Origin of the sequence: Paeniglutamicibacter sp. MACA_103 (genome assembly GCF_045798555.1) — a bacterium.
Lineage (GTDB): Bacteria > Actinomycetota > Actinomycetes > Actinomycetales > Micrococcaceae > Paeniglutamicibacter.
The window spans coordinates 108,038-129,494 of the sequence record NZ_JBIXLN010000004.1 but is presented as its reverse complement, the minus strand read 5'-3'; the positions used below and the strand labels follow the sequence as shown (position 1 = coordinate 129,494).

General features: G+C 67.3%; 17 protein-coding genes and 1 riboswitch. Of the genes, 7 read left to right on the top strand and 10 right to left on the bottom strand.

Annotated elements, in window-relative coordinates; translation table 11 throughout:
* Window positions 1–17: 17 nt before the first annotated feature.
* Window positions 18–971, bottom strand: a complete 954-nt coding sequence (locus ACIPVK_RS03305; protein WP_407610559.1) for an acyl-CoA thioesterase — start codon at window positions 969–971, stop codon at window positions 18–20.
* A 194-nt stretch (window positions 972–1,165) separates the two neighbouring features.
* Complete coding sequence (locus ACIPVK_RS03300; RefSeq protein ID WP_407610558.1) at window positions 1,166–1,720, bottom strand: NAD(P)H-dependent oxidoreductase; 555 nt, start codon at window positions 1,718–1,720, stop codon at window positions 1,166–1,168.
* A gap of 245 nt (window positions 1,721–1,965) precedes the next feature.
* Here ACIPVK_RS03300 and ACIPVK_RS03295 point away from each other — a divergent pair, with 245 nt between their 5' ends.
* The 3 genes from ACIPVK_RS03295 to ACIPVK_RS03285 all read left to right on the top strand — a co-directional run bounded on the left by ACIPVK_RS03295 (window position 1,966) and on the right by ACIPVK_RS03285 (window position 7,286).
* Window positions 1,966–4,524: an ATP-dependent Clp protease ATP-binding subunit gene (locus ACIPVK_RS03295; protein ID WP_407610557.1), complete on the top strand. Its 2,559-nt coding sequence runs from the start codon at window positions 1,966–1,968 to the stop codon at window positions 4,522–4,524.
* Between the two features lie 332 nt (window positions 4,525–4,856).
* Complete coding sequence (locus tag ACIPVK_RS03290) at window positions 4,857–5,621, top strand: peptidase (protein WP_407610556.1); 765 nt, start codon at window positions 4,857–4,859, stop codon at window positions 5,619–5,621.
* A gap of 408 nt (window positions 5,622–6,029) precedes the next feature.
* Window positions 6,030–7,286 carry a styrene monooxygenase/indole monooxygenase family protein gene (locus tag ACIPVK_RS03285; protein WP_407610555.1) on the top strand — a complete coding sequence of 419 codons (1,257 nt, stop codon included), beginning with the start codon at window positions 6,030–6,032 and terminating at the stop codon, window positions 7,284–7,286.
* Between the two features lie 95 nt (window positions 7,287–7,381).
* On the opposite strand, the gene ACIPVK_RS03280 is transcribed toward ACIPVK_RS03285, so the two are convergent.
* Window positions 7,382–8,047, bottom strand: a complete 666-nt coding sequence (locus tag ACIPVK_RS03280; protein ID WP_407610554.1) for a hypothetical protein — start codon at window positions 8,045–8,047, stop codon at window positions 7,382–7,384.
* A gap of 91 nt (window positions 8,048–8,138) precedes the next feature.
* Window positions 8,139–8,549: a DUF302 domain-containing protein gene (locus ACIPVK_RS03275; RefSeq protein ID WP_407610553.1), complete on the bottom strand. Its 411-nt coding sequence runs from the start codon at window positions 8,547–8,549 to the stop codon at window positions 8,139–8,141.
* 224 nt (window positions 8,550–8,773) lie between these two features.
* On the opposite strand from ACIPVK_RS03275, the gene ACIPVK_RS03270 reads away from it, so the two are divergent.
* On the top strand, window positions 8,774–9,313 hold the full coding sequence (locus tag ACIPVK_RS03270) for a hypothetical protein (RefSeq protein WP_407610552.1): 540 nt from the start codon (window positions 8,774–8,776) through the stop codon (window positions 9,311–9,313).
* 197 nt (window positions 9,314–9,510) lie between these two features.
* Window positions 9,511–9,822, top strand: a complete 312-nt coding sequence (locus ACIPVK_RS03265) for a hypothetical protein (protein ID WP_407610551.1) — start codon at window positions 9,511–9,513, stop codon at window positions 9,820–9,822.
* A 93-nt stretch (window positions 9,823–9,915) separates the two neighbouring features.
* Here the strand turns inward: ACIPVK_RS03265 and ACIPVK_RS03260 are convergent, their stop codons facing one another.
* The 5 genes from ACIPVK_RS03260 to ACIPVK_RS03240 form a co-directional block, all read right to left on the bottom strand.
* Window positions 9,916–11,178, bottom strand: coding sequence for an NERD domain-containing protein (locus ACIPVK_RS03260; protein ID WP_407610550.1), 1,263 nt, complete (start codon window positions 11,176–11,178; stop codon window positions 9,916–9,918).
* 296 nt (window positions 11,179–11,474) lie between these two features.
* Entirely contained in the window at window positions 11,475–14,135 is a 2,661-nt protein-coding gene (locus tag ACIPVK_RS03255) for a beta strand repeat-containing protein (protein ID WP_407610549.1), read from the bottom strand.
* Window positions 14,136–14,442: 307 nt separating this feature from the next.
* Window positions 14,443–14,910, bottom strand: a complete 468-nt coding sequence (locus ACIPVK_RS03250) for a hypothetical protein (RefSeq protein ID WP_407610548.1) — start codon at window positions 14,908–14,910, stop codon at window positions 14,443–14,445.
* 218 nt (window positions 14,911–15,128) lie between these two features.
* The gene (locus ACIPVK_RS03245) at window positions 15,129–15,446 is read right to left on the bottom strand and encodes a DMT family transporter (RefSeq protein WP_407610547.1); all 318 of its coding nucleotides are present in this window, start codon (window positions 15,444–15,446) and stop codon (window positions 15,129–15,131) included.
* Between the two features lie 12 nt (window positions 15,447–15,458).
* Window positions 15,459–15,525, bottom strand: a riboswitch (guanidine-III (ykkC-III) riboswitch).
* Window positions 15,526–15,625: 100 nt separating this feature from the next.
* Window positions 15,626–16,273, bottom strand: coding sequence for a hypothetical protein (locus ACIPVK_RS03240; protein WP_407610546.1), 648 nt, complete (start codon window positions 16,271–16,273; stop codon window positions 15,626–15,628).
* Between the two features lie 130 nt (window positions 16,274–16,403).
* On the opposite strand from ACIPVK_RS03240, the gene ACIPVK_RS03235 reads away from it, so the two are divergent.
* Entirely contained in the window at window positions 16,404–17,993 is a 1,590-nt protein-coding gene (locus ACIPVK_RS03235) for a LuxR C-terminal-related transcriptional regulator (RefSeq protein ID WP_407610545.1), read from the top strand.
* Window positions 17,994–18,115: 122 nt separating this feature from the next.
* Here ACIPVK_RS03235 and ACIPVK_RS03230 read toward each other — a convergent pair whose 3' ends face one another.
* On the bottom strand, window positions 18,116–19,264 hold the full coding sequence (locus ACIPVK_RS03230) for an esterase-like activity of phytase family protein (protein ID WP_407610544.1): 1,149 nt from the start codon (window positions 19,262–19,264) through the stop codon (window positions 18,116–18,118).
* A 223-nt stretch (window positions 19,265–19,487) separates the two neighbouring features.
* Between ACIPVK_RS03230 and ACIPVK_RS03225 the strand changes: the two genes are divergently transcribed.
* The gene (locus ACIPVK_RS03225) at window positions 19,488–21,389 is read left to right on the top strand and encodes a metallophosphoesterase family protein (protein ID WP_407610543.1); all 1,902 of its coding nucleotides are present in this window, start codon (window positions 19,488–19,490) and stop codon (window positions 21,387–21,389) included.
* Window positions 21,390–21,457 lie beyond the last annotated feature (68 nt).

Genomic DNA, 21,457 nt, shown 5'->3' with positions numbered 1-21,457 from the left:
CGGGCTAAGGTGCCGACTCAGTACACCCGCGGCGTGGCGAATCGCAGGGGGCTCAGCTCCGCGCGCCGGCGGACCAGGTCCACTGCGTGCGCATCCAGCCGCCGGTCCTCCTCGTTGGCGGGCACCAGCTGCGAAACTTCGGAGGCCCGCCCGGACTCGTCGCGGGTGACGAAGATGGTCATGCATTGGGTCGTGTCGCGCCACTGCGTATCGCGGGGGTCCCGGGCGCGCACGTGCACGGCGATGTGCATGGAGTGCGGGCCGGTGTGGATCAGCCGGGCCTCGAGCTCGACGATGTCTCCGATGTGGATCGGGTTCGTGAAGTGGATGCCGCCGGAGTAGACGGCCACCGCATCCTTGCCGCACCAGCCCATGGCGCAGGCCCGCGCGACCTCGTCGATCCAGCGCATCACGATCCCGCCGTGCGCGTTCCCGCCCCAGTTCACGTCCCCTGGCGACGCCAGGAACCGGAAGCGTTCCCGCGGCGCGGTGCCAGCATCCGTGTATTCCTGGGCCCGCATGGCATCGCGGATCTCGGCACGCGCGGCCACGCGGTCCGCGGCCCCCTGGGCCAGCTGCTCGGCTTCGGCATCGGCCGGCTCCCAGGGCGGGACCGCCTTGGCGCGGCGTTCCTCGTCCATCGCCACGAAGACCAGGATGCAGTCCATGGCGGGCTTGAAGACGCGTTCGCGCACGTCGGCGGCGTCGACGGTGACCACCACCTGCATGCTGCTGCGCCCGGTGTGCACGATCCGGGCGGTGACCTCGATTAGGTCGCCGTTTTCGATGGGCCGGGTGAAGTGGACGTTCCCGACGTAGGCGGTGACGCAATACCCTCCCGAATAGCCGACGGCGCAGGCGTACCCGGCCTTGTCGATCCATTCGAGCACCCGGCCGGCCTGGACCGTGAGCCCGTCTTCGGAAACATCGGTCGGTGCGGCAAGGAAGCGCAGCGTCATCACGTCGTTCATGTGCCAATCCTAGCCACGTGCCAGGCAGCGGACCCGATGCGTTTCGGTCCGCATCGGCCGCCATCGGTGTGCGCCTTTCCGGCAAGCACTCCCCGTCGGCCGCCGGGCCGGGGCAAACGCACGTGTGGCCGGCACCCGAAGGTACCGGCCACACGTGCGTTCATCGACCCGAAGGGGTCAATCGGGAATCGAAATTAGTTGCTTTCGGCGGCGGCGCGGATGCCCTCGAGCACGGCTGCGACCTGGCCGACGACCTCGGCGTCGTCCTTCGGGTGGGTCTCGGCGAAGCGGACCAGCGAACCCGGGATGGAGAGCTTGACGTCTTCCAGCACGGTGGCGCCGGCGATGCCGACTGCCTTGCGTGCCTCGTCCTGGGCCCACACGCCGCCGAACTGTCCGTAGGCGGTACCGATGACGGCGGCCGGCTTGCCCGCAACGGCGCCGGCGCCGAACGGACGGGACAGCCAGTCGATGGCGTTCTTCAGCACGGCCGGCATGGTGCCGTTGTACTCCGGGGAAACCAGCAGCAGGGCGTCGGCGGCACCGGCGGCCTCGCGCAGTGCGGCAGCGGCGGCGGGAACCTGGCCCTCGACGTCGATGTCCTCGTTGTAGAACGGGATGTCCTCGATACCGGAGTAGAGGTTCACCTCGACGCCCTCGGGGGCGTTCGCGACGGTGGCCTCGGCCAGCTGCTGGTTGGTGGAACCGTTGCGCAGGGAACCGACGAGGGTAAGGACGGTGGTTGCCATAGGGGGAGTCTCCTGTGTCTGGGGTGTTGTGCTTGATGCGTCAATGAGTTTCAACGGTGTTGCGGGGCTCTCGATTCCCGACATTGCCGTGACGCGCAACACAGCACCGACCGGCCCCGTCGACGGCCACCCGGATCCATCTCGCCATCGGCGAACACGGCGCCTACGGAAGGGCGCCCGGGAATATCCTGTTGGCATCCGCGTTAACTTGAGTCAATGGCACTCAAGTATCCATAGGAGGAAACATGCCAGCATTCTTTGGCCCGTCCGGCGCCGGCAACGGCTCTTTCGAGGATTTCCTGGCGCGCTACCTGCAAGGCCAGCGCACCAGCCGCTTCGGGCGCCCGGTTGACATCACCCGACTGCTCAGCCGCCACACGCACGAGGTGCTGACCCGTGCCGCGCAATTCGCCGTCGAACACGGCCACACCGACATCGACGCGCTGCACCTGCTGCGCGTGATGCTCGATGTCGAGCCCGTCGACGAGGCCCTGCGCCGCTCCGGGGCCGACGCCGCGGCGATCGCCCGCGACGCCGAACAGCGCCTACCGGAATCCGGGCCGCAACGCACCGAATCCACCCCCGCGCTGACTCCGTCGGCCCAGCGCGCGCTGCTGGATGCCTACCAGGTGGCCCGCGCCTTCGGCTCCACCTACATCGATCCCGAGCACCTGTTCCTGGCCTTCGTGCTCAACACCGAATCGCCCGCCGGGCAGGTGCTAGGAGCCGCCGGGGTCACCCCGCAGACCCTGCAGGCCGCCGCCGAGGGCACCGACCAACAACCCTCCGGCGCCGCACCGGCACCGCAGCAGTCCGCCCCGGCAGGCCAGCCAACCAGGGGCGAGACGCCACTACTGGACAAGTTCGGCATGGACCTCACCAAACGTGCGGTCGAGGACGAACTGGACCCGGTGATCGGCCGCGCCGAGGAGATCGAGCAGACCATCGAGATCCTCGCCCGGCGCACCAAGAACAACCCGGTGCTGATCGGCGAGGCCGGCGTCGGCAAAACCTCGGTGGTCGAGGGACTGGCCCGCGCCATCGTCGCGGGCGAAGTTCCGGAACAGCTCAAGGACAAGCGCGTGATCGCGCTCGACCTGCCAGCCATGGTCGCCGGAACCCGCTACCGCGGCGACTTCGAGGAACGCCTGACCCAGACCATGGACGAGATCGCCGCGCAGGACGGGGAAGTGATCGTCTTCATCGACGAGCTGCACACCGTGGTCGGCGCCGGCAGCGGGGGCGACGGGTCCATGGACGCGGGCAACATCCTCAAGCCCCGGCTGGCCCGCGGCGAACTGCACCTCATCGGGGCCACCACGCTGGCCGAGTACCGCAAGGTGGAGAAGGACCCCGCCCTGGAGCGCCGCTTCCAGCCGGTGACCGTTCCCGAGCCCTCGATCGAGGATGCCGTGGCGATCCTGCACGGGCTGAAGGACCGTTACGCCCAGCACCACAAGGTGACCTACACCGACGAGGCGATCCGCGCCGCGGTCGAGATGTCGGCCCGCTATGTGACCGATCGGTTCCTGCCGGACAAGGCCATCGACCTGATCGACACGGCCGGTGCCCGGCTGGGCCTCAAGCGCGGACCGGGCGTGGACACCGAGGCCTTGAAGTCGCAGATCGCGGAGCTCGCCGAGGCCAAGGACCGGGCGGTGGCGCAGGAGCGCTACGAGGACGCCTCGGCCCTACGCGACGAGGCCGAGGAACTGAACGCCCGCCTGGCCGAGGCGCTGGAGGGCACCGCCGACACCACCGCCGCCGTGGTCGACGAGACCCAGATCGCCGAGGTCATCGCCCGCGCCACCGGCATCCCGGCCGCGCGGCTGACCGAGGACGACAAGGTTCGCCTAGCCCGGCTCGAGGACGAACTTCACGACAGGGTCGTCGGGCAGGACGATGCTGTGGCCGCCGTTGCCAAGGCGGTTCGCCGCTCCCGGACCGGGCTGGGGGATGAGAACCGCCCGGTCGGCAGCTTCCTCTTCCTGGGTCCCACGGGCGTGGGCAAGACGGAGCTGGCCAAGGCCCTTGCGGCCTCGCTCTTCGGCGACGAATCCGCGATGGTCAGGTTCGACATGAGCGAATTCGGCGAGCGCCACACGGTCTCCCGGCTGGTCGGCGCCCCTCCGGGCTACGTCGGCTACGACGAGGCCGGGCAGCTGACCGAGCGCGTCCGTCGGCGCCCCTACTCGGTGGTGTTGCTGGACGAGGTGGAGAAGGCGCACCCCGACGTGTTCAATCTGCTGTTGCAGGTGCTCGACGACGGCCGGCTCACCGACGGGCAGGGGCGCACCGTGGACTTCCGCAACACGGTCATCATCATGACCTCGAACCTGGGTTCGGAGTTCCTTGCCAGCCGCGGCGCCCCGCTGGGCTTCGGCTCCGATTCCGGGGCCGGGTCCGAGCGCGAGCTGCGCGCCAAGGTCATGGGCCGGCTGCGTGAGACCATGCGTCCGGAGTTCCTGAACCGGATCGATGAGACGGTGCTCTTCCGGAAGCTGGAGGCCGAGCAGCTGCGGGAGATCGTGCGGCTGCAGCTGCGCCGCACCGAGGCCCGGCTCGCCGCCCACGGTATCGGCCTGCATGTCGATGAGGCGGCGGTCGCGTGGATCGCCGAGGAAGGCCACGAACCGGAGTTCGGAGCCCGCCCGCTGCGCCGGGTGATCCAGCGCGAGCTCGATGACAGGGTCGCGGACCTCTTGGTCACTGACGAGCTGGCCGCCGGGGGCACTGTCACGGTAACGGCAGACGAGTCGGGCTTGCGGGTTTCCGCGGGCCGGGAAGCCGCGCTCGCGGCATAGCCACTCACAAATCGGGGGCGGGAGAGATCCCGCCCCCGATTTGCGGCATTTCCACCTATGCTGGGTTGTGCGGGGCTGGGGAGCCCCGCACAGGCACAAACCTTGGGGGAAAAATGCCGCACGAAAACCAGTGGAACCAGGAACCCGGATTCGGGAACCGGAACGGGCGGCCGCGGAGTTCGCCCAGCGGAAGAGTCCCGCAATGGGTTCTTGACGAGGATGTTCGCCGTGCCGAGGCGCTGGTGTTCGGTTCCCGCCCCGGTCCTCCCCCCAAGACGTCAGGCCTTCGGAAATCCCGGCGCGGGCGCGGGGCGCGCCGCAAATGGAACCTCTTGCTGGTCATCGCACTGCTGGTCGGGCTCTACTACAGTCCAGCGATCCTTGATCGTCACATCATGCCGGCGCTCAACCCCCTGGTTCCCGGCTCCGATGTTCCTCCGCGCGGAGTCGATGCGGCCGCGGATCCCCTGGGCACGCCACCGGTCGGCACCGGCTCCGGATCCTTCCGGCTACTGCCCTCCCCGGATCCCGAACAGGACTTCGTCGCCTACGATCCTTGTCGCCCCGTCCGCTATGTGATCAGACCGCAAGATTCCCCGCCCGGAGGCGAGGAACTGATCCACCAGGGCATCGCGGAAATTTCCTCCGCCACCGGGCTGCGGTTCATCTACGACGGACCCACCAGCGAGGCCCCCACCGAGCAACGCAAGAAGTTCCAGCCCGAGCGCTACGGCAAGCGGTGGGCCCCGGTTCTGATCGCCTGGTCAACCCCAGAGGAAACTCCCGGCCTGGCCGGCGAAGTGGCAGGACTGGGCGGGAGCGCCGTTGCCCATGTACCCGGGCATCCAATGGTCTACGTGGCCGGCCAGGTAAAACTCGATGCCCCCGCATTGGCTCCGTTCCTGGCACATCGGGAGGGCCCCGCGCTTCTTCGTGCGGTCATCATCCACGAACTCGCCCACGTGGTAGGTATGGGGCACACCGAAGACCGCAACCAATTGATGCACGATGACAACGTGGGGGTCACCTCGCTGGCAGACGGGGACCGGGCCGGACTTGCCCTGCTGGGCACCGGCGCTTGCGTGCCGCAACTCTAGCGACCACTGGCCAACGGCCTCCTCCCCCCGGCCGCTCACGGGCGGGTTGTTGGACCCGGCACGGCGGCTACCCTTCCCGCCGCTGGTTGTGGCAGTGACTTGTGCGCGTGGCCCCGGGAGGGAGCCTTTCGCTCCGGGCCAAGGGATCCCCGCGACCTCGTCGGAGGACGGGTCCAGCGGGCACCCGGACGGATTTTGGGCATGTATTCAAAGCCCACTAAAGGTACGCTCGAATCTGTCGGGACCTCCGAGCCTCATCTGGTGGAATGACCAGTCAGCACGTACATCCGAGGCCCGGGAAGGGATGTTGGAGGTCTCGGCAACGCGCGGGGCGTCAATGCACCGTGCGTCCCCGCCATTCCCTTCCTCCGCTCCACGCCCCCGTTTCCGCGACGAAAGGCAAGTGACATGGGCCAGCGAAAAATAACGATCGTCGGTGCCGGCCAGTCGGGCCTGCAGCTCGGCCTCGGGCTGTTGCAGGCCGGATACGAGGTCCGCCTGGTATCCAACCGGACGCCCGACGAGATCCGTGCCGGCCGGGTGGCTTCCAGCCAGTGCATGTTCCCCACGCCTCTCTCCTACGAGCGCTCCGTCGGGATCGACCAGTGGCTCGACGCGCCGCCGGTCCAAGGCATCGGGCTCAGCGTCCCGGACCCGGACCAATCCGGCACCAAGCTTTTCGGCTGGCGGGCCCGGCTGGAGGCACCCGCCCAGTCCATCGACCAGCGGATCAAGTACCCGGTCCTGATGGAGCTTTTCTCCCAACGCGGCGGCGAGCTGGTCTTCGAGGACGCAGGCGTCGAGAACCTCGAACGCTACGCCCGTGAGGACGAGTTGGTGATCGTCGCCGCGGGCAAGGGCGAGATCGCACGGCTCTTCACCCGCGACGCGGCCCGCTCCGTCCACGACGCCCCGCAGCGGGCGCTCGCCCTCACCTACGTCCACGGGCTTGCCCCGGAACCGGAGTATTCGACGGTGAGCTTCAACCTGATTCCCGGCGTCGGCGAATACTTCGTCTTCCCCGCGCTGACGCTGAGCGGCCCCTGCCACATCATGGTCTTCGAGGGCGTGCCCGGTGGCCCCATGGATTCCTGGGGCGGCCTCGGCCCCCAGGCGCACTTCGAGAACTCGCTGCGGATCCTGCGCACCTTCCTGCCGTGGGAGGCGGACCGGGCTGCCGGGTCGTCCCTGACCGACCCGCTGGGCGTTTTGCAGGGCCGGTACCCGCCGACGGTGCGCCACCCGGTCGCAGTGCTGCCCTCGGGCAGGACCGTGCTGGGCATGGCCGACGTCGTGGTGCTCAACGACCCGATCACCGGACAGGGAACCAACAACGCATCGCGTTGCGCGCAGGTCTACCTGGAGCAGATCCTCGCCCACGGCGACGCCGCTTTCGACCGCGCCTTCCAGGAGTCCACGTTCGAGGCCTACTTCGCCCAGGCCAAGCCCGTCGTCGACTGGACCAATGCCCTGCTGTCCCCGCCGCCCCCGCACGTCCTCAAGCTGCTCGGCTCCGCAGCGCAGTACCCCGAGATCGCTTCGCGTTTCGCCAACGGATTCGATGACCCGGCGGACTTCGGCGAGTGGTTCCTGGACCCGGCCGGCGCCGAGGAGTACCTGGCCGCGGCCGCGAATCGATCGGCAGCAAACACGGCACGTCCGTAGCCGGGGCGGGCTCCCCCGGTTCCTTCACGGACCGGTGGACACATGCCCGACCCCGGCGACCCATGGATGGCCGCCGGGGTCGGCTTGCCGAGGCACTATCCGGGGAAACCGAAGCAGGGGAAGAACCCCTCGACGCCGGGCCGGGCCACCTCCACGCAATTCGCCTTGACCAGTTCCAGGCTGGCCCCCTCATCGGTCCCCGACACCGAGCGTCCGGCAACCTCCACGCTGACTTCGGCGACCGCGTCGCGGCGCAGGTTGTTGTCGACCGCGACGACGTTCCCGTCCGGGAAGTGGTCCGGGTTGCTGATGGTGGTGTGCTCCAGCTCCCCGGTTCCGGTCCAGGTGGCGTTCAGTTCCACGGTGACCGGGTTGCCGTCGGCGTCCGTGCCCTCCATGGTGGTGGACACCGAGGCGTTTCGCAGCCTCGGGTCGGCCACCAGCTTGGCCATGTTCATGGCCTCTGCCTCGAACAGGACCCCACCGCCGCCGGCGGCCGCCGTCACGCTCCCGCAAGTGTCGGTGACGCGCACGAAGACAGAGGTCAACCCCTGCTTGTTGACAGGTCCTGGCTGTGCTGCGTACATGGCCACGCTCGAGGAGAGGAACACCTCCGTCAGCTCGCAGCCGTCCTCCGCTGCCACATAAGCGCCCCCGTGGGTGGAAGAAATCGTGTGGTAGATGTTCGGCGCCGCTGCCGCCGGACCGGCGCCCAACGGTGCCAATGCCAAGACCGCAACCACGGCCAACCAGCGCTTCATGATGCCTCCCCCTCGTGTTGGACATCTACAGGGTAGGTCCGGCGGAACCGGCATTCAATGGCACGCACGCGCCGCCGAAAAACATGTCCGTTCAGGCGCCGCGCAGCTGATCCAAGGCTGCTTTCAACCGGGTGTCCGCGTCGGCGGCGATCTCGCGAATCGCCGGGTTGCCGCTGATCCGGGCGAGGACCTGCGCGTCGATGGTTTCTATCGTGGTTTCGGTCGCGTCCAGGGCCCGGCGGACCACCACGTTGCATGGCAGCAGCGCCCCGAGTTCGGGTTCGGTGAGCAATCCGCGGTTGGCCAGGTGCGGGTTGCAGGCCCCCAGTATCAGGTAGTCGCCGATCCGGTCGGCCGATTCCGGACTGATCTTCGCCGCCAGGACGGCGCGCACATCGATCTCGGTGAGCACCCCGAACCCCTGGCGTCCCAGGGCCTCCTTGATGCGGGCCACCGCTTCCTCCCATTCCAGCGAAACGGTGATGCTGTGCGTGTAGCCCATGACAGTGGTCCTCCTGCTGGTGCAGCGCGTCGGGTTGCCGGTGTTTGCGGCCCAGCTTAGTCGCGATCTTGACCCCTGTCTGCCCCGGGCATCACCGCCGCTGCGGCCAGTTTCCCCACGGACTTCACGGGCCATTTACTGGGCGCATACCCATCTGCTAGTGTCCACGTCAACGACCGTTTTCAGGTCGTGTTTTGGGGAGACAACTTAATCTTGGGGGAAGCATGAAGAAATCGATGGCTCTATTTGCCATGTCCGGATTCGCGGCCGCGGCGCTTTTTGCCGCCACGCCGGCATCGGCCGATTGGTCGGTGGACACGTCCACCGGAACCGGGTTCGTCGGCAAGGGCGACGTGCACGACGCGTTCGGCTGGAACGACCACGACCTGCAGGCCAATCACACCGGGGTTTCGTTCGCACTGAACGCGGAATCGACCTCGACCACCACCTGGTCCTGCTTCAATGCAAACAACGGGAAGACCCAGGACCGCAAGCACGTGGTCCAGGCAAGCACCACCGGCGAGCTCCTTCACGAAGCACGCACCAATCCGCAGGACAAGGTCACGGGGTTCCTGCTGACCGGACTCGCCGACGGGGCCAGCGTCGTGTCCGAAACCGAAGGACCGAAGCCCGATTCTTGTCCGAGCGGCCCCTGGACCTTCGTTGCAGGCAGCTCCATCACCACGGTCACCGGCAGGGAATCTGGACTTAGCGTCCGGTTTGCCGACCAGGTGCAGGTGCTGACGCACGCCGGCGCCGAGTAGCCTGCAGGTTGGGGCCGGATGCCGCTCGGCGGTGTCCAGCCCTGCCGCATCCGGCTTGCGTGGAGCCGTGGTGCCCGGGCCTTGCAATTTAGGCCCGAAAAGCACGTTTGCAGACCTTGTGAATTGCCCGGTCCGGGCGCTTACTTAGGGTGGGACGCGGTCCCGCGCTCCACCCTACTCGCACAGGAATTATGCACATGGGACTCATGAGAAGATCGCTCACTGCTGGTGCCGTGCTCGCCATGGCAACCTTCGCCTTCATCCCGGCCGCTTCGGCGACCATCCACCCGATCGTTGAGTCGGTCGACTGCGCCAACACCACCGCCAACGAGCATCACCCGCTCGGCGACGTGGCAGAGGTTCCCGGGGTTACGCCCGGATACGGCCACCACTCAACCCAAAGCGACCTGAGGTCGCTCATCGCCACCTCCGACGGACTCACCGATTTCAGCAGCCCCGCTTGGTTCGGACACAAGCTCGACGGCGAGTGCGGACACTCCGGCCCGTAGCGGCACGCTATTCGACAAGGGAACCACCTTATTCGGCGGTTCCCTTGTCCACGTCCACCGCACCACGGGTCAGTGAATCGTTCGCAAGCGCCGCTACTTGAGCATCGCGATCATCCGCGCCATTACGTAGCGATCCACCAGGCCTGACTTCCGTCCCTGCAGCAGCCAACGCCCGATCATCTCCATGCCGTCCTTGATATCGGTTGCCGGGATCCCGGTCGGGGAGATGTGCCCGCCCGGGGTGAACGTGATGGCCCCTTCGGCATTGGGATGGATCAGCACGTGGCAGCCGACCTCGGCTGCGGCCTTGGCCGTGAGTGGATGCAGCTGGAGCTGGTCCATGTGGATGTCACGTCGGTCCACGCGGCGTCCCCGTACATAGCCCAGTTTGTCCGCTTCCAGCCACCGGTATTCGCCCGGCTTCCAGAACTTGGAATCGAGGAACAACACCCGGTCGCCGTTGACCACCGCGTGGTCGATGTCGGCCACCAGGCTTCCTGGAAACTGCAGCCCATGAAAGATCCGTGTTCCGGGGATGCGCAGAAGCGCCTCGAGGGCCAATGCGGTGCGCCGTTCCCCCGCCACCCCCTTGGCCACGTTTTCCTTGCTGAACCGGCTCGACCCGCCGGACAAGGCGCCGCCGCCGATGCCAAACACGCGCTGGTCCACCGCCCGACGCGAGGCAGCCCGCGGCCAGAGCCGGCCAATGAGGACCAGCGCCAGCGCGCACAACCCGATGGGCAGCAAGGTGGCAACCGACCCGGCGGTGGTCACGAGATAGACAACTAGACCCGCCACCACGGCCATGATGCCAAGGACCAGCAGCCGGCGCAGCACGTTGTGGCCGGGTCCTATGGTTTCCTCGCGGCCCAGCGCCTCTTCCCACCAGGACAGCTGCTCCGGGTTGAAAGGCGGCGGAGCAGCTGGCGATGCAACCGGCGGCGGAGCAGCTTGAGATGCAACCGGCGGTGGCGCGGACGGCAATTTCTTTGGCTCCGCGTTGAAGTGTCCAGCAGCATGCGGGCCACCGGACACGCAGCCAGACGCCAAAGGCCCCGGCTCCCGTGGCGACGCATCGGCATCCCCCGCAGCCCGGGGTGGTTGGGCCTCTGGAACGAGTTCCGCAACGGCGATTCGCTCCACCGGCGGGTACGGTTCGCCGGGCGGACGGTCTGTCAGCAGCCAGCAGTCGTAGTCGAATCGCCTCTCCGGGTCCCCCAGGATGAACCATGCGGCCATGATCCGCTCGGTTTCGGCTGCGTCGCTGCGGTTCCGCCATATCGCCAAACGGGCGGCGGCATTGATCTGGTTGTTCGACGAGGCGCGCCGGACTTCCAGGTACTCATAGTGATCCATGGCTTCTCCCCCAAGAAAACGGCCATCAGTTCCCCAAACCTATGCTTGAGGGGGCGCTCCGGGCAAGGGTAAGCGGGAAAAGATTACACCGCCGATGACCGCCAAGAGAAAGAGTGCGATCAAGACCGAGGAGATTTCGGGGCCGTGCCCCGTGCACCCCCGAGATCGCTGGAAACAACAGGAGCCTACCAAGACCCAACATAGTGCCCACCGGCGGGGGCGGCAGGACCCTCGGTGCCCGCAAGCGTTCCTCGCCTGCAACCATGGCCGAGTACGGAGCGCTCGTGCATGGTCGGCTACGGAATGGACCTGGGGCCTATGACGGGGCTCTGGCCGATGTTGCCGGTGAGGTCGTTTTGGGTGGCCCGGGCATAGAGGACGGGATTGGTTCCAAGTGTTCCCGTGGTGACTGTCCAACCCCCCGTTTGTGCGGCAACGGCCGGGGTCAGGGTGGCTTTGGTGTTTCCCGCTGCGCAGGGGAAGACATTCACGGTACACAGCACGACGGTAACAGTGGTGCCATCGCCTGGACCGACTCCTGCGGTGCCTGTCAGGGTGGCGGTCTGGCCAGCCCCGGCGGTGAAGGAGACGATAGCCACGGCCGGGGCGGTGGCATCGGTGAACGTGACGGTGCTGTCGGTGCTCGTGGAGGCGGCCACGGCGTTTCCGGCCGTATCCTGAGCTGCACCGGCACCGATTTTCGGGATGACGGTGCCGGTTTTGGTCATGCCGCTGACGGCGATGTTGAAGCTCGTGCCGGAACCGGAGACGGCGGCGGTGGTGGCTCCGGCCGTTCCGGTCAAGGTGATTCCGGCACCCGCCAGTCCGTAGAGGTCTTCGGTGGCCGTGGCGGTGTAGTTGATCGTTGTCCCGGTAGTCGGATCGGCCTGTCCGGATGCTTGGTTGAGGGCCACTGACGGTGCCGTCGTGTCGATGGTGACGGTGGTGAAAGGCGAGGCCGGCCCCGTGTTTCCGGCGACGTCCGTGGCGGCTGCGGTGATGGCGTGGTTCCCGCCGGCAAGGATTCCGGTCGTGGCGGTGTAGACGCCGCCGATTGTTGTGACGGACGCGCCGGTCTGGGCCGAGGCATCGCGCAGGGAAATCGTGGATCCGTCTTCGGCCGTGCCCGACAAGGACGGGGTGGTGACCTTGGTGATCCGGTCGATGGCCGAGATTCCGGTGTCGCTCGCAGCCGTCAGAGCCGGGGCCGCGGGGGCCGCGGGGGCCGTTGTGTCGATGGTGATCGTTGTCGCCGCCGAACCGTTTCCGGTGTTCCCGGCAATGTCGGTTGCCGTCGCGGTAAGGGTGTGGGCACCGGATGCCAGGGTCGGCGACGTGATGGAGAACGTCGTGCCGGTGGTGGTCTTCGTGCCTATGACCGTGGCTCCGTCATAGAGGACCACGATGGCCTTGGATTCGTTGGTGCCGGTGATGACGGGTGCGGTCGCCTTGGTGATCCTGTCGCTGCTGGACTTGCCGGTGTCGCTGGCGGCGCTGAGTGTCGGGGCCGGTGGCGCGGCGGGTGCCACCGTATCAATGGTCACGGTTCGGGCTGTCGAGGCGGCGGAAAGGTTCCCTGCGACGTCGGCGGCCCTTGCGGTGATCGTGTGCGAGGCGCTGCTCAGCGTGCTGGTGGTGATCGAGTATCCGGATACTGCGGTGGCGGACCCGACGGCGTTGGACCCGTCGTACAAGGTCACGATGGTCCCGGCCGTGGCCGTGCCGGTAAGCGTGGGGGTGGCGATCCTGGTGATCGAGTCCGTGGTCAGCCGGCCTGTGTCGCTCGCCGCGGCCAGCACCGGGCGGCCGGGCTTGCCCGGTGCCGTGATGTCGATGGTGATGGCTGTTCCCGGCGATGCGGGGGAAGAGTTGCCGGCCACGTCGGTGGCCTTGACTGTCATGGTTTTGGCGCCGCCGGTCAGGGCGCTGGAGGTGACCGTGTACGCCCCGGCGTTGGCGGTGGCCGTCCCGACGGCGAGGGTTCCGTTGAACAGGGTGATGGTGGAGGCTACCTCGCCGGTGCCGGTGAACGCAGGGGTGGTGACCTTGGTGATCCGGTCCGTTGACGAGCTCCCGCTGTCGCTCGCCGCGGCCAGGGTAGGCGCTGCGGGCGTGGAGGGTGCGGTGGTGTCGATCGTGACGGCGGTTGCGGCAGACGCGGGCGAGGTGTTGCCGCCAAGGTCGGTGGCCTTCGCGGTGATGGTTTTGGTGCCCGCGGCCAGGGTGCTGGTTGTGATTGCGTAACTTCCGCCGGTGGCCGTGCCGGATCCGATGACCGTTGCCCCGTCGTAGAGGGTCACGGTGGATTCGGATTCCGCGGTCCCGGTGTAGGTCTGGGTGGTGGCCTTCGTGACCCGGTCTGTCGCGGAAACCCCGCTGTCACTCGAGGCGGACAGGACCGGACCGGGAGGCGCGGCCGGAGCGGTGGTGTCGATTCTTACCAACACGGACCCGGTCTGGCTGTTTCGCAGCAGCAGGTCCCTGGCCGAGTAGGTCACGGTGTGGATCCCGTCCCCGGCGACGGACACCGCAGCCGTGGAGCCCATCACTGTGACAGGGTTTCCGGAGTCGATGGCGTAGGTGATGGAGACGACCCCGGCGCCCCCGGAGGCCGCCAGGTTCACCGTGACAGGGCTGGTGTTGTTGTAGCCGCTGCTGTTCGGCGCCGGAGCAATGGACGTCACGTTGATGCTGGGCAGCGATGCATCGTTCACGACGGTTACATTGCCGCTCGAAGGACTCCTCGCGGTCCAGCTGCCGAACATTGCGGTCACGGTGTAGTGGTAGGTCCCGTCGGCGACACCTGTGTCGGAGCAGCTCAGCCCGGAGATGGGGCTGCTCACGGATGTGCCGCATGCGGCAAACGTGGCACCGTCACTGTTGCGGATGCGGGTTGCGTAGTATCCGGTGGCGGACTGGCCGCTGCCCAGTTGTGCGGCGGTCCAGTTCACCGTCACCGTCGAACCTTCCGCTGGGGCAGACGCCGTGACTGCAGCGGGCGCCAGCAACGTCCCGGTGCCCGCCTGGGAGGTGCCGCCACTCGAACCACTCCAGAACCCCCACGCCGCTGAGCCGAGCAGTACTGCTGCGGCGAGGCAGAAAACCGTCCAGAACAGGGGCCTTGCCACCGCCCGGTCATCCTGAGCGATGGCAGTGGTTGTGGGCATCCTAGCCACGAGAACGGACCTCCCGCTTGGAGACGGACGAGAGCCAGAGACGTCAGGGCCGCGCTCCTCGCCGAGGCGCGGCCCCACAGGTCTCTCCTTAGCTGCCGGTGTAGCTTATGCTCACCACGGCGTTCTTGCAGGCATCCTGGTTTGTGGCTTTGTTGTTGAACTGGATCGTCAACCCCGACCAAGAACCGACGCCGCTGCCGGCAGGAACCTCCGCGTTCACCGCGGCCGTTCCGGCAATGGTGTAGTCCGTGGCGGTGCACCCGGTCTTATCCGTACCCGTCACCGTTGCGGTGACCGCAGTGACATACACCGGGCCCGAGTTGGGATTGTCGAAATTGCCGCTCAATGGCTGGGCTGGCAGGCCCGGGGCAAGACCCGTCACCGTGCTGGTCTGGTTGATTACAAGGCTCTGGTTCGTGCCGGTGTCGGCGGTGCCCGTGCCCGAACCAATGTTGGACCAGTAGGCGTATGCCACGCCACCGATAACCAGCAAGGCCGCCGCGATGATCACAATCCATTTCTTGGATATTTTTTTGCGGGTCGTCAAGGTTTCCATGTTTCCCCCCCGGGAATAGCCGAAAAGACGTCTTTCCCCGCTTCGCCCCGAACCCGGCTACCTTCTGGGCTCCGGTGCGCACGAGGTGGCGCCGCCTTTTCAACGTATCAAGATTCATGACAGCAAAGAAGGCATACACTGAAATCTTTATTGTCATACCGGAAAGTGGCTCCGCCGGGGACCGGGGATCAGCGGATACTTATCCCAGGGAAATTCAGCTATGAATGAAGGGATTTAAGGCCGATGACGCCGCCAATGATCATCAGGAGAAAGACCACTTTAAGGATCGAAAGGGATTCGGCGCCGGTTGCCATCGCATAGATGACGGTCAGCGTCGCACCGATCCCGACCCACACGGCGTAGGCGGTGCCGACCGGCAATTCCCGCATCGCGTAGGCCAGGCCGGCCATGCTCAGCACCAGGGCCACGGCAAAGACAACGGTGGGGGCCACCTTGGTAAAGCCCTCCGACTTGCCCAAGGCGGTGGCCCAGACGGCCTCCAGAACACCGGAAACAATGAGAATCAACCACGACATGACAAGACTCCTCGCGGGCCGTCTTGTCGCACACCGGGTACGGCACCCATCGTCCGGAATCCCCCTGCCGGGGATACTTCCAAGATCGCACACGCCGCACAAATGCTGCAAACAGGCGTAGGCGCTACCGAGGGCCCCGGCGGCGGTTTTCCCGCCTCCGGAGCCCTCGGCTTCCGGTTTCAATTCCGGAGTTCCCCGTGCTCGTTCCCCCGCCACAGGACCCAACCCAGCGCAGCGAAGATGACCATCCACAGGAAGATGGCAATCCTGCCCATCATGTTGGTGCCGGCCAGAGCGGGAAGCAGAACGGCAAAGACCCACACGCCCGCCAACAGCGGCAGGAACCGCGCCGGGCCGCGCCAGCCCTTTTCACGCAACACGCCGGCTCCCGCCAAGACCATCCCGACGCCAAGCATCAATGACGGGATCGCGTAGAGGCCGGAGACCAAATTGTAGAGGGAATCCCCGACCACCGCATGGGCCGCGGTGATGGCGACAAGTTCGACGATTCCCACGAGACCCATGCCCAGGATGGAAATCCAGGTCCCCCAACGGGCCAACCGCGACGTTCCCACCGCGCTCGACCGCAACAAGGCAATAAGCAGAAGCACCAGGGCGGCGTGTTGCAGGGCAAAAAAGACCTGGACCGCGGTGAACCCGGCGGCGTCAAACGGGTAACTGAACATTTCGGGTGCGACCTGCGGCGGATATGCGAGTAGCACGATGGCCGACAGGGCGCTGGCCACGGCCCCTGCGAGGCCAATGGCCCCAAAGCGCGAGATGCTTCCTCCACGTCCGCGAGTGAGTGAAATTGACGGGGTTGACATGGAACTTTCCTTCCTCATGGCGACCGGCAACATCGGTGCTGCGGGCTGCCACCAGTGTGCGCCGGGCCTTTCCCCCGGCGCATCCGTGGAACCACTCACCAAGCCACGCATCCCGGATCTAGAATGGGGCATGTCCCAGGCCAATGCCGCGCCCGAATCAGGCTTCCGGGCCGCCCTCGAAGCGGCCAAAAGCGCATCGGCACGGCGGGAGCACGAATGCGCCGCGCATCAATTCTCCGAGGCCATCGCGGCCTACGGGAAAACGCCGCGACCCGGGATTCCCCTCGGCGGCCTGCATCTGGCCTTGGCCGGCGCCCATTTCCATGCCGGCGATATTGCAGCCGCGTGGGGCGCCTGCGAGGCGGCGATAGCCCTGGCCCGTGAAACCGATGACGGAACCCTGCTTGCAGACACGGCCACGGTGTTGCAGGGGGTTTCCGACCGCGCGCTGGCCGCACGCATCCATGCCCTATGCATCGAGGCACTGCCGCTGCTCGGCGACCAGGACCGGGTCCGACGCAGCAGGCTCCGCGCACAGCTGGCAGCCACCGGCGACGAGTGGCAGGGCGAACGCTACTACGACCTCGATGCGTCAGGGCGCGACGACGGCACGAGGGATCCAGAGGCGGAGTTCATTGCCATGCAGGCCGACCATGCCCGGTTCGTGGGCCTCGAGCACGTCGAGGAACGGCTCGAACTGGCGCGCCGTGCCACGGCGCTCGGCCGCCGGATCGGCAACGACGACTACACGGCCTGGGGGTTGTTGTGGCGGATCGAGGCCTTTGCGCAGCTCGGACGCATCGTCGATCTCACCGAGGAAGTCTCGGTGCTTGGCCCGCTGGTGCAGCGGCTGCGCGACGGCCAGTGGCACTGGCGCCTTGCCATGGTCCGGGCCATGCTCCTGCATCTGGAGGGCCGTTTCGACGAGGCCCGAGCGGCGGCGGACCGTGCCCTGGAGGACCGCGGCTCCGCGGCCGACGGCACGGCGATGCTGACCCACCTGGTCATGGTCTCCAGCATCGCCGGGCTCACCGGCACGGGGCTCGAGGAGGCCGAGGCCAAGGTCCGCCGTGCCGTCGATTCCCTGCCCTATTTCGCCAGGGGTTGGCTGGCCGTGGTCCTGCTGGCGGGCGGGCGGCGCGAGGAATCTCTGGCCCTGTGGCGCGCCATCGTGCCGCATCTCGATGAGGTGCGGCACCACACCGCCGAATGGATCGTGGCCACGACCACGCATGCGGACTTGTGCGTGGCCTTCGGGGACCGCGCAACCGCAGGCCGGCTCTACGCCGAGCTCCTGCCCTTCGGGCAATTCCAGGCGATCGGCAATGCGCTCACGCCATCCGACGGGCCGGTGGCCCTTTACCTGGGGCGGCTGGCGGCGTTGCTGGGCGACACCGGCAGCGCCCGCCGGCACCTTGGGGCCGCCCTGGCCCAGGCCGCATCGCTCAATTCGCCCCACCACGTCAAGCGGGCCACGGAGCAGCTGGCAATGTTGCCCGACCTGCCGGAGCGTTTGTCGGCGCGGGAGGACGAGGTCGCGGGCCTGCTGGCCAAGGGCTTGAGCAACCGGGCGATCGCCGGGCAGCTGTTCCTGTCTGAGCGGACCGTGGAGAACCACGTCAGCAGCTCGCTGCGCAAACTCGGGTTCTCGTCGCGCTCGGAGATAGCGGTCTGGCACGCCCTGAACCGGCAGCCGGAGAACAACGCCCGGGAGCCATAGGCCCGGGCCGCTACGAGTGAAGCGATTTCAGGCCCACGCCGCCGCCGCCGATCATCAGCAGGAAGAGTACCCTGGGGGTCAAGAGGGACGCGGCGCCCGTGGAAGGCGCCCGGGCCAACCTCCTACTCTTCGGAGACCTTCAGCAGGTGGAAGGTGGTGCGCTGGGTGCCGCCGCCCAGGCTGGAGAAGTTGTCGTCGGCGGCCAGGAGCAGCGACGCCGAGCCGTCGGCGAACTCAGGTCCCCAGCTGATCGACTCCACATTGTCAGGGTGCACATCGGCGACCTCGAGGTCCATGAGCAGCTCCTTGGCCATCGGGACCGCGGTCCCGTCCAGGGCGGCCTGCCCGGACACGTCGGTCGCGCCCTTCGTGGAGGCCTCGAAGACCTGGATGCTGTTCTTGCCGGCCGAGTACTGTCGTTCGACGACCAGATAACCGTGCGCCGACACCTGCAGGATCTCCACCGCGCCACGGTCCCCTCCGGCACCGGGCTCCACCCCGGCCATCGCCTCGACCTCGTAGATGAACTGCCCTTCCACCCCGCCGCTCTTGCGGTCCAACTGGGTCAGCCGGAGAGGGGAGCCTGTTTCCGGACCGGCCAGCGGGCCGTCCTGGACCAAAGCGCCCTCAGTCATCAGCGAGACGGTCTTGCCGTTCCTGGACAGCGAAAGATTCTCAAAGGCCTGGTTGTTGCGCACCCCGGAGACCTGCACGCCGTTGGCGTCAACGGCAGGGACGAACTCGGCAGGGACCTCGTACTCGCGCACCAGCTCGCCGTCCAGCGTGGTTTCACGCAGCGCCGGGGCGATCAGTTGCCGGGCGTCGCCCTCGTCGGAGACCAAGGCGGTGCCGCTGCGCTTGTCGTAGCGGATCGACTCGGGATCGATGGTTCCGGCCGCATAGGTCTCGCCGTTGGCATCGAGCAGGTCGATGCGTGATTTCACCGCAAACCCCGCCTCGTCGAAGCCGTCTTCCCCAAAGGGCAGCACGAGCTCGTAGAAGCGGGCAGGGGCATGCTGCGAGCGGTCGTCGGACTGGGCGAGGAAGTGCCCTTCGCGGGCGACATAGTCGAGGCCGGAGATCCCGCCGAACGGGGCTCCGAAGTACTCCGGCGAGGCCGGCAGGACCATCGAGTCGACGTACTCGAGGGCGAAGTTGGGCTTCAGGTCGGCTGCCGCGGCCGGAGCGGCGAGGGCGGGCAGCAGGCCCAACGACAGACCGCCGGCCAGGACGGCGGCCGCCGTGCGGCGGGTGCGGGGGAAACGGGACATGGGAGTGCCTTTCTCTGGAGCGGTTGGGCGCCGCTGGGGTTGGCGGCCCGGTTTGAGGCTAGGGCAGCCAGATGGCGGCCGGCCGAACACTTGGTGAACGGCGCCTCACTATCACTGTCCGTTTACCGGTGCGCCATCTTCGGTTGGCTGGGGTCGGGGAGGATAAGGGCGCACGCCGCTCCCCTGGCCGCGCCATCCTTGACACCGCACCGTGAGGCAACCCATGAAGAAGTCCCTGTCCGCCGCCTTGGCCCTTGCCGTCCTGGCCACTCCCCTGCTGGCCACACCGGCCGGCGCCAATCCCGAACCGGCCAACACCACGGTCGGCACCCGTGAAGCCCAGCCCGGTTTCCGCGTCCTGCCCTACCTGCAGAACCCGAAGTCCGATGCCATGACCATCAGTTGGATCAGCGAAACCGCCGATCCGGGCACCCTGACCGTCTCCGGTCCGGGCATCGGCAACGGCAAGGGCCGCGGAGCCGGCAACCAGCGCGTGTTGGAATCCGTTCCCGACTACCTGCCGCTGATGGAATACACGCAGAAGGAACTGGACCAGTCCATCACCGGACTGGTGAAGGGATCCTGGCTCAAGGCCAACACCAATTACAAGCACACGCTCACGCTCGAGGGGCTGAAGTCCGGCAAGGACTACAACTACACGGTGGCCCAGGGCGGAAAACTCCACGAGGGCACCTTCACCACGGCCCCGGACGCCGAGTCCTGGGAGGACCTGCGGCTGATCGCGTTCTCCGATTCCGAGACCGAACCCATGGGCCGCACCGAACACCGCGAATGGGAACTGAACCCGGCCAACGGGTACACGGCCGACTCCGAGCAGCGTCCCGGAGCCGGCTCCGCTTGGGCGCAGAAGTTCGGCTCCACCACCCGGTACGGGGACTTCACGCTGCGCTACCCGCTCAGCCAGGACACCGCAATGCGCGAGAACATGGTCGCGATCGAGGCCGCCGACCCGGATTTGATGCTGATCGCGGGGGACCTGGTCCAGGGCGCCGGCTACCAGCCTGCCTGGGACGAGTTCTTCGGCTACGTCGCCGGCGAGCACGGCGACCTGGCCTCCCAGGTCCCGCTGCTGACCGCGATCGGCAACTGGGAGACCTACGCGGCGATCAACGGCGGCTACGGCACACCCGCCGACCAGTCCCCCGCGGTGATCTCGCGGAACAAGTACCTCTCCTACTTCGACAACGACGGGGACGCCGCGAACCCGGCGGCCCAGGGCTCCTACTACCGCACCGACCACGGACCGGTGACAGTGCTGACCCTGGACTCGACCAACGGCGAACCGGACGAGAACACCAAGACCGGCACGCTCTCCGGGGAACGCTTCTCCGGGGACGACAGCAACCTCACCGCGGCGAACCTCTCCACGGACACACAGGGCGAATTCACCGACGCCGACTATGCCAAGGCGTACACGGAGGTCTTCGAGGGCACCACGGCCGCGGACTCGGACCTGCCGAACATGTCCGTCGGCGGCGAGCAGTGGAAGTGGGCCGAGGCGCAGCTGGCCGAGGCCCGCGAGCAGGGGCAGATCGTGATCGTGCAGTTCCACCATGCCGCCTACTCCTCCGGCGTGCACGGCACCCCGCCGAACCACGAACATGCGGACAACCAGTCCGGGACCGCGATGCGCGCCTACTCCCCGCTCTTCGAAAAGTTCGGGGTCGCCGCGGTGATCTCCGGGCACGACGAGATGTTCGAGCGCTCCTGGGTCGACGAGGACGGTGACGGACAGGGCTTCCACTCCTACGACGTCGGCGTCGCCTCCGACGGGCTGCGCGGCGAGCAGCTGGTGAAGAATGCCGAGGGCGAGTACGAGCCGCTGCGCTTCAACACCCACTCGAAGTGGTCCGCCGCGGCCAACCAGCCCGAAACCTGGGCCACCGACGAGACCGGGACCCCGCAATTGCTCGACGGCGGCCTGCACTACGGGCACCTGCAGATCGACATCAAACGGCAGGGGTCCGGGGCCGAGATCACGCTCAGCCCGGTCTACCTCTTCCCGGTCCTGGATCAGGACTACAACCTGGTGAAGACCGAACGCCGCGTCTACGACGACGTCGTGAGCATTGCGGTAGGAGCCGACGGCACCGCCAAGAAGTAGTCAGATAAACCAACGACGCCCCGGTGCGGGACCCGGCCCCGGCCGAGCTCCGCACCGGGGCGTCGCCG